The organism is Streptomyces sp. NPDC001594, from assembly GCF_042893675.1.
In the GTDB taxonomy this organism is placed as follows: domain Bacteria; phylum Actinomycetota; class Actinomycetes; order Streptomycetales; family Streptomycetaceae; genus Streptomyces.
Window position 1 is genome coordinate 1 of sequence record NZ_JBIAVB010000012.1, and the last position, 12,067, is coordinate 12,067.

12 protein-coding genes and 2 pseudogenes are annotated in these 12,067 nt (G+C 71.7%); 10 read left to right on the forward strand and 4 right to left on the reverse strand.

Features of this window, described 5'->3' with window-relative positions; translation table 11 throughout:
* Nucleotides 1-335 precede the first annotated feature (335 nt).
* The gene (locus tag ACFY0O_RS23350; protein ID WP_388949485.1) at nt 336-812 is read right to left on the reverse strand and encodes a cupin domain-containing protein; all 477 of its coding nucleotides are present in this window, start codon (nt 810-812) and stop codon (nt 336-338) included.
* Nucleotides 813-1,243: 431 nt separating this feature from the next.
* On the opposite strand from ACFY0O_RS23350, the gene ACFY0O_RS23355 reads away from it, so the two are divergent.
* The 8 genes and pseudogenes from ACFY0O_RS23355 to ACFY0O_RS23390 form a co-directional block, all read left to right on the forward strand.
* Complete coding sequence (locus ACFY0O_RS23355) at nt 1,244-2,785, forward strand: cytochrome P450 (protein WP_388949486.1); 1,542 nt, start codon at nt 1,244-1,246, stop codon at nt 2,783-2,785.
* A gap of 26 nt (nt 2,786-2,811) precedes the next feature.
* Nucleotides 2,812-3,354 (forward strand): quercetin 2,3-dioxygenase, encoded by a 543-nt coding sequence (locus ACFY0O_RS23360; RefSeq protein ID WP_388949489.1) that lies wholly within the window; start codon nt 2,812-2,814, stop codon nt 3,352-3,354.
* Entirely contained in the window at nt 3,351-4,577 is a 1,227-nt protein-coding gene (gene txtE / locus ACFY0O_RS23365) for a 4-nitrotryptophan synthase (RefSeq protein WP_388949492.1), read from the forward strand. The genes ACFY0O_RS23360 and txtE overlap by 4 nt, the downstream gene beginning before the upstream one ends.
* 75 nt (nt 4,578-4,652) lie before the next feature.
* Nucleotides 4,653-5,804: a nitric oxide synthase oxygenase gene (locus ACFY0O_RS23370; RefSeq protein WP_388949495.1), complete on the forward strand. Its 1,152-nt coding sequence runs from the start codon at nt 4,653-4,655 to the stop codon at nt 5,802-5,804.
* 108 nt (nt 5,805-5,912) lie between these two features.
* The gene (locus ACFY0O_RS23375) at nt 5,913-6,275 is read left to right on the forward strand and encodes a DUF1304 domain-containing protein (protein ID WP_388949498.1); all 363 of its coding nucleotides are present in this window, start codon (nt 5,913-5,915) and stop codon (nt 6,273-6,275) included.
* Nucleotides 6,276-6,280: 5 nt separating this feature from the next.
* Nucleotides 6,281-6,838: a TetR/AcrR family transcriptional regulator gene (locus tag ACFY0O_RS23380; RefSeq protein ID WP_388949501.1), complete on the forward strand. Its 558-nt coding sequence runs from the start codon at nt 6,281-6,283 to the stop codon at nt 6,836-6,838.
* Between the two features lie 76 nt (nt 6,839-6,914).
* On the forward strand, nt 6,915-7,304 hold the full coding sequence (locus tag ACFY0O_RS23385) for a hypothetical protein (RefSeq protein WP_388950064.1): 390 nt from the start codon (nt 6,915-6,917) through the stop codon (nt 7,302-7,304).
* Between the two features lie 10 nt (nt 7,305-7,314).
* A pseudogene (locus ACFY0O_RS23390) lies at nt 7,315-7,452 on the forward strand (SDR family oxidoreductase); the annotation flags it as partial.
* Between the two features lie 569 nt (nt 7,453-8,021).
* Here the strand turns inward: ACFY0O_RS23390 and ACFY0O_RS23395 are convergent.
* Nucleotides 8,022-8,399: pseudogene (locus tag ACFY0O_RS23395) on the reverse strand (AAA family ATPase); the annotation flags it as partial.
* 69 nt (nt 8,400-8,468) lie between these two features.
* On the opposite strand from ACFY0O_RS23395, the gene ACFY0O_RS23400 reads away from it, so the two are divergent.
* On the forward strand, nt 8,469-8,741 hold the full coding sequence (locus ACFY0O_RS23400; protein ID WP_388949505.1) for a hypothetical protein: 273 nt from the start codon (nt 8,469-8,471) through the stop codon (nt 8,739-8,741).
* Here the strand turns inward: ACFY0O_RS23400 and ACFY0O_RS23405 are convergent.
* Nucleotides 8,724-9,635 (reverse strand): LysR family transcriptional regulator, encoded by a 912-nt coding sequence (locus ACFY0O_RS23405; protein ID WP_388949507.1) that lies wholly within the window; start codon nt 9,633-9,635, stop codon nt 8,724-8,726. The genes ACFY0O_RS23400 and ACFY0O_RS23405 overlap by 18 nt on opposite strands.
* 143 nt (nt 9,636-9,778) lie before the next feature.
* On the opposite strand from ACFY0O_RS23405, the gene ACFY0O_RS23410 reads away from it, so the two are divergent.
* Nucleotides 9,779-10,984: an MFS transporter gene (locus tag ACFY0O_RS23410; RefSeq protein ID WP_388949510.1), complete on the forward strand. Its 1,206-nt coding sequence runs from the start codon at nt 9,779-9,781 to the stop codon at nt 10,982-10,984.
* A 105-nt stretch (nt 10,985-11,089) separates the two neighbouring features.
* Here the strand turns inward: ACFY0O_RS23410 and ACFY0O_RS23415 are convergent, their stop codons facing one another.
* Nucleotides 11,090-11,902, reverse strand: a complete 813-nt coding sequence (locus ACFY0O_RS23415; RefSeq protein WP_388949514.1) for an alpha/beta fold hydrolase — start codon at nt 11,900-11,902, stop codon at nt 11,090-11,092.
* Nucleotides 11,903-12,067 lie beyond the last annotated feature (165 nt).

The following is a 12,067-nucleotide window of genomic DNA, read 5'->3' on the forward strand; positions in this document are numbered from 1 at the left end:
CCCCTCCGCCTCCAAGGCCCCAACCCCGGCAGCGAGCCGGGCCAGCCGGTGAACGTCAGCCTGCCCGGCCAGGTCTCCTTCGACGACGGCGCCCGTGTCACCTACTGGATCCCAGCCTCCGGCCTCGCCCTGCGCTTCATCATGTCCTCCTGACCGGGGGGTCGTTCAGCCCCGGGACCGGACGTCGTCGAGGACGGCGCCGGGGGCCGCGAGCACCCGGGTGTCCGTCCAGCCGGTGCCGCGTGCGGTGGTCAGTGCCCAGTCCCGGTGTCCGCTCCAGGCAAAGCCCCAGGTCGGCAACCTGGGGCTTGGGTGTGTTCCTGGCCGGCCGGCGGTCAGGCGTGCTTGTCCGCGGGGTGGCGGGTGGGCTGGACCGACCAGGCCGGGGGTTCGTCATTGCCCGAGTCCTCGTCGCGTTCCGCGTCGGCGAACGTTGCGTGGATCTTGTTCGGGGCGTGGTGGACCGGGGCGTAGACGGCGTAGAGCTGCATTGGCTCATCGCCGATGTTGGTGACGTTGTGCCACGTGCCGGCGGGCACGAAGACCGCCCAGCCGTCCTCGACCTCCTGGTCGAAGTCGAGGCGGTCCTTCGCGCTGCCCATCTGCACGCGGCCGCGGCCCGCGTCGAGCCGGAGGAACTGGTCGGTCTCCGGGTGTGCCTCCAGGCCGATGTCCTCGCCCACCGGGATCGACATGAGGGTCAGCTGGAGGTACTTCCCGGACCAGGCCACCGAGCGGTAGTCGGTGTTCTCCAGCGTCGCCCGCTCGAGGTCGAAGCTCTGAGGGTCGGGCCCGATGTCCTTGATGGTCATGCTGCTCTCCTGGTCGACGGAGGTGGTACGCGTTCGGGCGCACGTGTTGCGCCGGGCCAACCCTTCCAGACTCAGCGGGGTGTTGTGGCCCGACGCCAGTGACATTCGAGCGCGTCCCGCCGCGGCAGCCGCGCCGTGTCCTTGAGGCTTCCCATCCACGCGAACAGGTCATCCGCATGACCCGTACGGGCGGGTGGCCGAGCTGTCGGGCCGCCGCGGCGGAACGCCGACCTGGGGCGTCCCGGTTTTCCGGCAGTTCCCGGCGTCTTCCTGACGCCGGTCGGGAACCGGCCATCCGGCGGCGCCTCATTGTGGGGCGGCGAAATCCGTCCGTAGCCTGATGTCGCATCGCGAGCCCCTTCAGTCATGCCCTGCACGACCCGAATGCGTCGGCGCCAAGGCTCAACGTTCAAGGGGATTACCACATGAGCATGTCCAGCGTACGTGCGCTGCTGTCGCTCTACCGGATCATCTACGCATCAGGCATCATCGGCGGTTTCCTCATCTCCCTTGCGGGACTGTGGTTCGGTATCACCACCGGGTATTGGGTGGTGCTGGTCGCCGCGGGAATCGCCCTCAGCGCCCTGTTCGTTTCCCTGCGGCGGCGCGTGAGGGAATTGCGCGCATGCCGGCACCTTCCGGGCCCGAAGCCCTCGTTCCTCCTCGGGAACATGGGCGACCTGCTGGCCCACGGGCACGGCGGGCGGCACCGAGCGCTGCACGAGCTCCACCAGACGTACGGTCCGGTGGTCCGGCTCCATCTGGCGTGGGGCACCCGGCCTCTGGTGTCGCTGTCGTACGTCTCGCCCCACCTGCACCGCAAGGAGCTGGACTCGCTCCGCAAGGCCGACGGGACCGTGCTGTCGCGGAGCCTCATGGGGGTGCCGGGCGGGGACCTGCACCGGAGCCACCGGCAGGTGCTGTCACCGGCCCTGACCAGCCGCGCGGTCGCGGACCGTTCGCGGGTGCTGCAAGAGGTCTCCGGCCGGTACGTGGACCGGTGGCGGCGGGGCGACGGGTCCCACGAGGCCCTGCAGTCCGACCTGCGCGACTGGAGCGTGCACTGTCTCAGCGCGTTCCTGTTCGGCGACGACTGGGAGGAGCCTGCCGACTGGCACGGCTACCACCGTGCGCTCGCCGCCATCGAGGAGGAAGTGAGTTTCCGGGCTTTCCACCCGTTCTTCGTCCGGTGGATCTTCCCCAGGCGGCTGCTGCGCGTCAGGGCGGCGTACCAGGAAGTCGCCGCGGTCCTCGGCGGGGTGCTGCGACGGCGCGAACGGCGTGCCGCCGCCGGCTGCCCGGTGCACCGCGAGCCGGTCGACCTGCTCGACCGGGTGGCACGGGCGCCGTGGTCGAGGAAGGACCGCGTCGAGGAGCTGATGTCCCTCGTCCTCGGCGGCGCCGACCCGATGTCCTACGTGGTTTCCCAGGCTCTCGTCATGTTGTCCCTGGACCAGGAGGTGCAGGAACGGGCGCGGAAGGCGGCCGAGGAGACCGAGGAGACCGGCGGCCACGGTGCCGACACCGGTATCGCCCAGAGTCCCGATCCGTACATCAGGGACATCGTGCACGAGACGCTCCGGCTTTTCCCTCCCGTCCCGTTCAGCGCCAAACTCACAGAACACCAAGCCGTCGAGGAGGGCGGGATGGCCATCCCGCCCCGCACGGTCATCATGTGGATGAAGAACGAGGTCGGCAGGAATCCGGAAATCTTCCGGGAGGCGGACCGCTTCAACCCGGACAGGTTCTCCGCGCACGGCAAGGAGAACGAGACCGTGTCGAATTTTCTGCCCTTCGGCGCCGGTCCGCGCCATTGCGTGGGAAACCGCCTCGCCGAGCAGCAGTGCGCCACCCTGCTCGCCCAAATCCTGAAGAATTTCCACATTGTTCCCCGCACTGACGTCGAAGTGGAGTTCCATTCGACGATCTCCGTGGTTCCGTCGGCGGTGCCGGTCAGGCTGGTCGCCCGATGAACCACCACGCGCACACAGGAGGAGACATGTCCGGGCCCGGTGCACGTCCCGTGCCGATCGCGCTGCGCAGCGGCGAAGGTGAGGCGCTGTGGTTCCTCGACTTCCTGGCATCCCTCAAGGGATCGGCCGCGGAGCTGAACGGGGCGTCGACGGTCGTGGAGTTCCTCGGCCGGCGCGGCTCCGGCTCCCCGCTGCACGTGCACCGGAAGGAGGACGAGTGGTGGTACGTCCTCGACGGTGAGATGACCTTCTGGGTGGCCGGCCGGGCGTACCCCGCGGCTCCGGGCTCCTTCGTCTACGGTCCGCGCGACCAGCCCCACACCTTCCAGGTCACCTCTCCCGAAGCGCGCTTCCTGCACGTCACCGAGCCGGGCGGCTTCGACGGCTTCCTGCGCTCGCTCGCCCGCCCGGCGCCCGCCCTGGAACTGCCGCCGCACGACGTGGCCCTCCCCGACCTGGACCACGTGCGCGCCATCGCGGCCGAGTTCGGCATCGAGGTGCTCGGGCCGCCCGGCATCCCGGCCGCCGGCCCCGGCACCAGCCCTGCCCGTCCGAAGGAGACCCCGTGAGCGCCCCCACCGCGGCCTCGCCGCTCGCAGACCCCGCCATCGTGCCCGACCCCTACCCCGTCTACGCCGACCTGGCGCTCCGCGAGCCGGTCCACTGGTGCGAGGGCCTGAGCGCCTGGGCGGTGCTGAAACACGCGGACTGCGCCGCCGCGCTCAAGGACCCCCGGCTGAAGGCCGAGCGGATGGAGGAGGTGCTGGAGGCCAAGTTCCCGGGGCAGCCACTGCCGCCCGAGAGCATCTACCACCGCTTCACGAAGAACACCATGATGTACACGGACGCCGCACGCCACGACGCCCTGCGCAGGTCCACCCAGGCGGGTTTCACCGGGGCCGCGCACGAGCACTACAGCCGGGTCATCGAGCGCGTCGCCGCCGACCTCGTCGCCTCGATCCCCCGGCGGGCGAAGGAGTTGGACGCCGCCGCGCTCGCCGGCGAGCTCCCGGTCCGTTCCTCCGTACATGCCTTCGGCGTGCCGGAGGAGGACCTGGACTTCGTCATTCCGTGTGTGGACACGCTCATGACGTACTGGTCCGGCCCCCAGGACCAGCCGGTGGAACTCGACCGCCTCCTGGCACTCCTGACGGACCTGCACACCTACGCGCTGGAACTGCTGGAGGGGAAGCGGGGCAAAGTCCTCCCGGGCACCGTCATCGCCCGCCTCGCGGCCGCGCAGGACGGCCTCACCGAGACCACCCCGGAACAGACGGTGCACCAGCTCGTGCTGCTGTTCATCGCGCTGTTCGCGCCCACCACGCCCGGTTCCGTCAGCAGCGGCATGCTCGCCTTCGCACGCCACCCGCACCAGATCGAGCGCTTCCTGGCGGATCCGGCCTGCGTCGACAACACCGCCAACGAGGTGGTCCGCTTCAACGCGTCGAACCAGTTCACCTGGCGCGTCGCGACGACGGACCTCGAGATCGCCGACACGAGGATCCGGCAAGGGCAGGGCGTCGCGCTGTTCCTGGGTGCGGCCAATCGCGACCCGGACGTCTTCGAGCGTCCCGACGTCTTCGACCTCGATCGGCCCAACAGCGGCAAGCACCTCTCCTACGGTCTCGGCATGCACTCGTGCCTGGGGCGGCAGATCGCCCATCTGCAGATCAAGTGGTTCTTCACGGCCCTGCTGACCCGTTTCCCGGGCATCCGGCCGGCGGGCGAGCCCGTCTGGAACCCGAACCTTGAATTCCGTTCCCTGCGGTCGCTTCCGCTCCGGCTGCACTGACGCCCTCACCAGCCGGCGCACCCACGCGACCGGCCCTCACCCGGCCCGGCACCCACGCCCACCTGCGAGGAAACCGTGACCTCCCCCGCCGTCCCGTCCCCGACGCCTTCCCCCCGCACCGCCGCCCCCGGAGCGTACGACGGCGCGGTCGCCGACCGTGACGAGGCAGCGGAGTTCCTCCGCCAGTACCACGCGGAACACCCGGACCAGCCCGTCCCGCTGGTCCGGCGGCTCGACCAGGTCCGGGCCGCCATCGACGACGCGGGCACCTACCGCCTCACCCGGGACGAACTCGTCTTCGGTGCCCGCGTCGCATGGCGCAACTCCCGGCGCTGCATCGGCCGCCTGTACTGGAACAGCCTGCACGTACTGGACCGCCGGGAGGCGACCTCTCCGGAGGAGATCCACCGACAGCTGTGCGCGCACCTGCACCAGGCGACCAATGGCGGCCGCCTCCGCCCCGTGATCTCCGTCTTCGCGCCTGACATACCCGGCCGGCCCGGCCCCCGGCTCTGGAACGAGCAGCTCATCCGGTACGCGGGCCACCGTCGCGCCGACGGCACCGTGCTGGGCGACCCCCGCAACGCCGACCTCACCGAGGCCGTACGCCACCTCGGCTGGCAGGGCACCGGTGGACCCGACGGGCCGTTCGACGTCCTGCCCCTCGTCATCGAGACCGCCGACGACAAACCCCAGCTCTTCGAGCTGCCACGCGACCTGGTCCTGGAAGTCCCCCTCACCCACCCGGAGTTCCCCGCGATCGCCGAGCTGGGGCTGCGCTGGCACGCCGTCCCGGCGATCTCCACCATGCGCCTGCGGATCGGGGGCATCGACCACCCCCTCGCGCCCTTCAACGGCTGGTACATGGGAACGGAGATCGGCGCCCGCAACCTCGTCGACGAGGCCCGCTACGACCTCCTGCCCACCGTCGCCGCGTGCCTCGGCCTGGACACCGGCAGCGAACGCACGCTGTGGCGCGACCGCGCGCTGGTCGAGCTGAACATTGCCGTCCTGCACTCGTTCCACGCCGCCGGCGTCCGGATCAGCGACCACCACACCGAGTCCCGCCGCTTCCTCGCACACATCGCCCGGGAGGAACGCCAAGGGCGCAGCGTCCCCGCCGACTGGAGCTGGATCGTCCCCCCGGTGTCCGGCGGCGTCACCCCCGTCTTCCACCGCTACTACGACGACGCCGACCAGCGACCCAATTTCTACGCCGCCGACTAGGCACGGGCTCCCCACGTCCTGATGGCTGGGGCCGGGATAGACTTCATGGACAGGTGTCCAGTTATTCTGGACACCTGTCCATGAAGAGGAAAGAGGTGGGTTGCGCCGATGGAGACGACCGCGACCGTGCTGGTGGGCCTCGTGGCCGCGCTGCACGCGTACATCCTGGTGCTGGAGATGTTCCTGTGGGAGCGCCCGCCCGGCCGGAAGCTGTCCGGCTTCGACGCGGAGCTCGCCCGCGCGACCGCCCCCCTCGCGGCGAACCAGGGCCTCTACAACGGCTTCCTGGCGGCCGGTCTGGTCTGGAGCCTGCTCGCCGGGGACCCCACCGCTTTCCAGGCACGGGTCTTCTTCCTCGGCTGCGTGGTGGTCGCCGGGATCTACGGCGGGCTCACCGCCAACCGGCGCATCCTGATCGCGCAGGCCCTGCCCGGAGCGCTGGCGCTCGGCGCCGTCCTGCTGGCCGGGTGACGGGCGTGCCGGAGGATCCCCGCACCGAGCGGACCCGCAACAGCCTGCGGCAGGCCCTGCTGGAGGAGTGCGCGGACCGCCCGCTGGAGAAGGTCGCCGTCTCGGCTCTGGTCCGCCGGGCCGGGGTCGGGCGGGCCACGTTCTACCTCCACTACGCCGACCTGGAGGCGCTCGCGGTCGACACCTGCGCCGAGATCGTCCGCGAGGCGGTGGACGCCCTGCACGCCTGGCGCGGCGTCCCCGACCCCGCGCACCCGCCGTCCGCCCTGCTCGACTTCTTCGAACGCCTCCCCCGGCACGCCGGGCTCTACCGGGAGCTGCTCCGCCCGGGCGGCGGCGGACCGCTCGGCCACGCCCTCCACCGGGACCTGCGCGAGCGGAGCCGGGCCGAACGGGCCCTGGCCGGCGCGCCTGAACCCGATCTGGTCGCTTCGGCCGTGGCCTCCGCCTTCGCCGGCGTGCTGGCCGACTGGCTGCACGGCCTGATCGAGGCCACCCCCGCCGAGGTCGCGGGCCGCGTCTGGCGCCTGCTCATCGGCCTGCACCGCACCCCGATGTCCTGAGCCGCCCCGGTCACCGCCGGCGTCGTCGGCTCCACGCCCGACTTGCAGGTTGTCCGTACAACATGGATCCCCGTTCATGTCCACCCTGGCGTCCGCGCCGCCGCTCTGGCTGCGCGACAACTGTCCCTGTACCGGTTGCCGGGACCCGCGCGGCGGCCGGAAGCTGTTCCAGATCACCGACCTGCCCGCCGGGCTCACCGTGGACGCGGTCCTCGACGCCCTGACAGCGGACGGCGCGCCCGCGCGGGAGGCCGTATCCCGAGGCCTGGCTCGACCACCACCTCCCCGGCGCCCGGCCGCCGGCCGGGATGGTGCGCAGCCAGTCGCGGTGCGCGGCGACCACCCGCCGGACGGGGTGCGCCGGTTCGGGGTACTCGGCGGCGGCTTCGGCCGCCCGGCGGCCCGGCGCACCACCGCGTCGCGGGCCTCGGCGTACGCCACAACGAGGGCAAGGTGGCGCGGGTGACGCCCACCGCGAGGCCCAGCTCGTCACCGGACGCTTCACCCGCCCCGAGGAGGTCGCGGACCTCGTCGTGTTCCTCGCCTCCGACCGGGCCGGCAACACCACGGGATCCGACCACGTCATCGACGGCGGCCTCATCACGCCCCTCTGAAACGGCCCCCCTCCAACGTCGAACCCCGGCACGGTATCGCCCTCGTTCACCTTGGTCCCGATACTCCGAGGCGGCGGCAGCCACGTGAGGCCGGGTTCACGGTGAAGACCGCTGAACACCGCACCGACGATGTCGCCGGAGCGGCCCTGCACGCCGACGGCTACGACTACGACACCTTCGCCTCCGACCCCGACCAGGTCCTGACCGCCCACGACCTGCGCGACGCCGTCCTGGTCGGCTCCTCGATGGGCACGGCGAAGTCACGCCGAGTGGCTCACCCGGACCGCCGCCGCCACCTACGCCCCTTCGCCCTGATGCCCGAAGACATGCGCAGCGAAGAAGTCCTGCCCGTCGGCCGCAGCGGCCCGGCCCACCACGCCCTCGAAGGCGACCTCGCCGTACAACTGCGCAACGTCGAACGACAGTCCCCGTCATCTCCGGGACACGGACCGGCCCGTCACCGGCCGGGGCCCCTCGGGCCCGGCGGTGCGGACGAGGTTGCCCGTCTTCCCCCGGTGCTCGTGTACGACGCGGATCGCCATAGCACCCCTCACCGGCCGCCGAGGCCGCGCCTTCTCGATCTCGTCGAACAGTACGACCGAGTACGGCTTGCGGCGCACGGCCTCGGTGAGCCGGCCGCCCTCCTCGTAGCCGACGGTGTGCCGCTCCTGGTATTCGCTCATGTCGAGGCGGACCATGTTCTCCTCGGAGTCGAACAGGGCCGGGGCGAGGGTCTTGGCCAGCTCGGTCCTGCCGACGCCGGTGGGACCGAGGAAGACGAACGAGCCCATGGGACGGCGGGGGTCGCGGATGCCGGAGGGGGCGCGGATGATGGCGTCGGCCACCAACTTGACGGCTTCGTCCTGGCCTATGACGCGCTCGCGCAGGATCTCGTCGAGGCGCAGCAGCTTCTCCCGTTCGCCCTCCTGGAGCCGGGTGACGGGGATGGTTTACCGTCGAAGCGCCGCCCGACTGAGCCGAACAGATGCGTCCCGCGACCGAGCCTCATCAGCCCCGTGACCACGCGCAGCGGAGGGACGGGCAGCCCGTCACACCTCGACGGCACCGACCCGGCCACCCTCGACGCGGGGGGCCTGCTCGCGCTGGTCGGCCTCGCGGACCACGCCGAACAGCGCCCCAGCGAACTCTCCGGCGGCCGGCAGCAGCGCGGCGCGGTGGCCCGCGCCCTGGCCAACGGACCCGACCTGATCCAGATCGCCGTCCGCGTGGTGGAACTGCGCGACCGCCGGCCGACGGGACCGCGCCGGACGCTACGCGGGCGGCTGTGAGGGGGCGGTGGCTTCCGTGAGGGCCTCGGCGAAGGCGGAGGCCTGGGCCGAGGGCCTCAGGCGGTGGCGGATCAGGCCCAGTTCGGAGTCGGGCAGGCCCTCCACGGGGATGAAGGTGAGGGAGTCGCGGCGGCCGTGGTACTCGGCCGTCGAGCGGCACAGCAGCATGGCGCCGCGGTTGGCCGCGGTCAGGCTCAGCCCTTCCTGGAGGGTGTTGACGCCCGGCCCGGCCGGCACGGTCAGGCCGCCCGGGGTCATGCCCGGCGCCTGGGCGCTGCGCCAGTAGTCCGGGGCGCCCCCGCCGATGCCGATGAGCCGGCAGTCGGCGAGTTCCTCGGCGGACAGCGACTCCCGGGCGGCGAACGGGTGCCGCACCGACACGGCGAGGGTCTGCGGCTGCCGCGAGAAGACCGGCCCGAGGACCAGGTCGTCCTCGGCCACCGGCAGCAGGACCACCGCGCAGTCCACCTCCTGGCGGCGCAGCGGCCCGAAGGGGTCGGAGAGCGGGATCTCCACGATGTCGATGGCGCATTCGGGGTAGAGGTCGCCGAAGCGGGCGATGGCCCGGCTGAGGTAGTCGTCGACCGTTCCCTGGAAGCCGATGCGCAGGACCCCGCCCATCCCGCGGGCGGCGGCCCGCGCGTCGTCGACGGTGGCGCGCAGGGCGTCGTACGCGGGGCGCAGGCCGGCGAGGAAGCTCTCGCCGAGCGGGGTCAGTGCCACCCGGCGGCTGGTGCGTTCGACGAGCGGGGCGCCGATGCGGTGTTCCAGCGACCTGAGCAACTGGCTCACCCGGCTCTGCGAGACGTACAGCCGTTCCCCGGCCCGGCCGAAGTGCAACTCCTGGGCCAGGACCAGGAAGGCCTCCAGTTCCCGTATCTCCACACCGCTCATGCTGTTCCCTCCATGATGTCCCTTTCTACACGGCTTGTGCACGGCCGGACCCGGCCCTGCCGTGGTTCATCAAGTAGCCCAGCTCATCGAAGGATGAGGGATCGGCCGTTGTTCCCGCAGGTCGGGGCGGGTTGGCTGAGGGCATGGCACAGACTGAGGAAATTGCGGAGACCACAGGGGGGCCCGAACGGTCCGCGGCACGCGGCTGGATGGGCGTCGCGGCGGTCGCGAGCGCGACGTTCACCGTGGTGACGTCGGAGATGCTGCCGGTGGGCCTGCTGACGCCCATCGGCGACGCGCTGGAGGTGACCGAGGGCACCGCCGGCCTGACCCTGACCATCACCGGGCTGGTGGGTGCGGTGTCGGCACCGCTGCTGACACCGCTGCTGGGACGGTTCGACCGGCGGACCGTGCTGTGCGCGCTGATGGCGGTGCTGACCGCGGGGAACCTGCTCGCCGCCTGGTCACCGCACTTCGCGGTGATGGTGGCCGCCCGCGTGCTCGTCGGCGTCGGCATGGGCGGGGTCTGGGCGATCGCGGCGGGGCTGGCGGTGCGGCTCGTGCCGCCGAAGTCGGTCGGGCCGGCGACCTCGCTCGTCTTCAGCGGGATCGCCGTGGCCTCGGTGCTCGGGGTGCCCGCGGGCACGTACATCGGTGAACTGGCCGACTGGCGGGCGGCGTTCGTCACCGTGGGCGTGCTGGCGCTGGTGGTGCTGGTCGCGCTGGCGGCCCTGCTGCCGAGACTCCCCGCCGAACAGGACATGCGTCTCGGCGGTGTGCTGCGGCTGTTCGGCAGCCCCCGGGTGCGCACGGGACTGGCCGTGGTGGCCCTGCTGGTCACCGGCCACTTCGCCGCCTACACGTACGTGCGGCCCGTCCTGGAGGAGGTCTCCGGGGCGAGTGCCGGGATGATCGGCACCCTGCTGCTGGTGTACGGACTCGCCGGCGTCGCGGGCAACTTCGCCTCCGGTGCGGGCGCCGGGCGTTCGCCGCGCGGCACCCTGCTGGTGATCAGCGCCGTGCTGGCGGCGACGGTCGCGCTGATGCCGCTGATCGGCGGCTCCGTGCTGAGCGCCGGAGTGCTGCTCGCGGTGTGGGGGCTGTCGTACGGCGGGGTGTCGGTCAGCACCCAGACCTGGCTGCTGGCCTCGGCGCCGCAGGCGCGGGAGGGCGTGTCCGCCCTGTTCGTCGGCGTCTTCAACGGGGCCATCGCCCTGGGCGCCCTGCTGGGCGGGCTGACCGCCGACGGGATCGACGTCACCGCCGTGATGTGGCTGGGCGGCGGCCTGGCGGCGGCCGCCCTCCTGGTGACCGCGCTCGGCAAGTCCCCCGACTCCGGCCGGCTTTGAGACCGGGCCCGGCGTCTTCCCCCGGGTCGCGCCGCCCCGTACCGGGGCCGGCGCGGCCGGACGCCGGGCTCACACCACCGGCCGGCCCCGCCCGGGGCCGGCCGGTCAGCCCCCGACGGAGGACAGGAACCCGTCGATCAGCGCGGCCCACTCGGCCGGGAGCTCCGCCGCGATGGCGTGACCGCAGTCGACGGTCGCGAGCCTGGCCCCCGGGATCCCCTCCGCGAGTTCGCGGGAGTGAATGGGAGTGATGAGGAGGTCGCCCGACGGGGAGACGACCAGGACGGGCACGTCGATCCGGGCCAGATCGGCCCGGACGTCGATCTCGTCGAAGAGCGCCAGCTGTGCGTCGGTACCCGGCGGCATGCCGGCGGCGAACAGCTCCAGCTGCTCCCCGACCTCTCCTTCGGAGCGGGCGTCGAGCCAGCGGGTGCCGCCGACGAGCAGCGAGAGGTAGGAGGCCAGGACCCGGCCGTCGCCGCCCGGCGCGCCGAGCGCCCGCCAGGTGTCGACCGCCAGCTTCAGACGTGCGTTGCGCCGGGCGAACCCGGCCGAGAGAACCAGCGCGGTAACGCGTTCGGGATGGCGTACGGCGGCCCGTACGGCCACCGTCGTCCCCATCGAGAATCCGGATATTGCAAAGGAATGCACGCCGGATTGCACAGCGCTTTCCACAATGTGGTCGGCCAGCATGTCGAGCGTCAGGGGAACGTCCGGTAGCGGGTTATCGCCGGAGCCAGGATAATCGGGCCCGACGACGGTCCGGCGGGCCGCGAGATTTTCTATGACGGGGCCGAAACTGTCCTCGATGTCACTGCCCGCACCGTGCGCGAGCAGCAGTCCAGGGCCGCTTCCCCGCACGAGGACGGATTTCCGGGAAGGAGGTGTGGAGGTCATGAGGGAGATGTTAGCGACCATCTACGGAAATCCTTGAACCAATATCGCGCGGATCACATATTCCCCGGCCGGGCTACTTGAACGGGTAGTCCGCGTCTACTCATACGAGTAGTGGTGGACCGGATTGCGGGAAACGTAGGCTCCTGAGCATCGGACGGCGAAAAACATCCGGCTGTCCGAATTAGC

Bases quoted from the DNA above. Each gene is read 5' to 3' on its own strand.
- ACFY0O_RS23350 (WP_388949485.1), bottom strand. From the start codon at position 812: ATGACCATCAAGGACATCGGGCCCGACCCTCAGAGCTTCGACCTCGAG.
- ACFY0O_RS23355 (WP_388949486.1), top strand. From the start codon at position 1,244: ATGTCCAGCGTACGTGCGCTGCTGTCGCTCTACCGGATCATCTACGCA.
- ACFY0O_RS23360 (WP_388949489.1), top strand. From the start codon at position 2,812: ATGTCCGGGCCCGGTGCACGTCCCGTGCCGATCGCGCTGCGCAGCGGC.
- ACFY0O_RS23375 (WP_388949498.1), top strand. From the start codon at position 5,913: ATGGAGACGACCGCGACCGTGCTGGTGGGCCTCGTGGCCGCGCTGCAC.
- ACFY0O_RS23385 (WP_388950064.1), top strand. From the start codon at position 6,915: ATGTCCACCCTGGCGTCCGCGCCGCCGCTCTGGCTGCGCGACAACTGT.
- ACFY0O_RS23405 (WP_388949507.1), bottom strand. From the start codon at position 9,635: ATGAGCGGTGTGGAGATACGGGAACTGGAGGCCTTCCTGGTCCTGGCC.
- ACFY0O_RS23410 (WP_388949510.1), top strand. From the start codon at position 9,779: ATGGCACAGACTGAGGAAATTGCGGAGACCACAGGGGGGCCCGAACGG.
- ACFY0O_RS23415 (WP_388949514.1), bottom strand. From the start codon at position 11,902: ATGGTCGCTAACATCTCCCTCATGACCTCCACACCTCCTTCCCGGAAA.